The sequence below is a fragment of the Prevotella sp. LCP21S3_D2 genome (assembly GCF_052118345.1).
Lineage (GTDB): Bacteria > Bacteroidota > Bacteroidia > Bacteroidales > Bacteroidaceae > Prevotella.
In genome coordinates, this window is sequence record NZ_JBQKHJ010000077.1 from 1 (window position 1) to 834 (window position 834).

Annotated in this window: 1 protein-coding gene; it reads left to right on the forward strand. The window is 41.5% G+C overall.

The features are described 5' to 3' along the window. The coding region (locus ACTQ16_RS16645) for an IS30 family transposase (RefSeq protein ID WP_441938549.1) at window positions 1-834 on the forward strand (834 nt) is incomplete at both ends.

Here is an 834-nt window from a genome sequence, read left to right on the forward strand (position 1 = left end):
TAAAAAAGATATTGCCAAGGCAATAAATGTAGATTTATCCACCATTTATCGCGAATTAAAGCGAAATAGTGGTAGTCGTAACCATTACAACTGGGAAACAGCAGAAGCCAATGCCCGCCGCAAAAAGCGCAGAACTCCAGGCAATCGTCGCATCTCCCAAGAAGTAAGGGAAGAGGCTTTGCGCCTACTAAAAGAGAAGCAATGGTCCCCAGAACAGATATCTGGCTACCTTGCCAAAGAAGGCAAGCGCATCTCTACGGAGAGTATCTATCGCATCATCAGGAAAGACAAAAAAGAGGGAGGCTCTTTATATAAAAATTGCCGTCACAGATTGAAGCATCGTGCAAGACCTGTAGGTGGCAAACGTATTGTCATACCTAATCGTGTGAGTATCAGTGAAAGACCCAAAGAGGTTGATGGAGTGCGATTTGGTGATTTTGAGATGGATACAATCGTTGGAAAGGGTAATTGTGGAGCAATTGTCACATTGGTTGAAAAGCAAACAAATATGTTGTTTATGAGAAAGTTGAAGCACGGAAAGAATGCTAAGAAATTGGCAGAGACTGTAAAGCAGCTACTTATGCCATTCAAGGGAAAAATAAAGACCATAACAACAGACAATGGGGTGGAATTTGCGGCACATGAGATAATCAGTAAATCTCTTGGTGTACCAGTGTATTTTGCTGATCCATATTCCTCATGGCAAAAGGGTGCTATTGAGAATGCAAACGGACTCGTTAGGCAGTACATTCCTAAGTCTGCTGCGTTTTCAAACTTCAGTCAGCAGAAAATAACAAAGTTTACGGCAAAAATTAATGAGAGACCAAGAAAGAA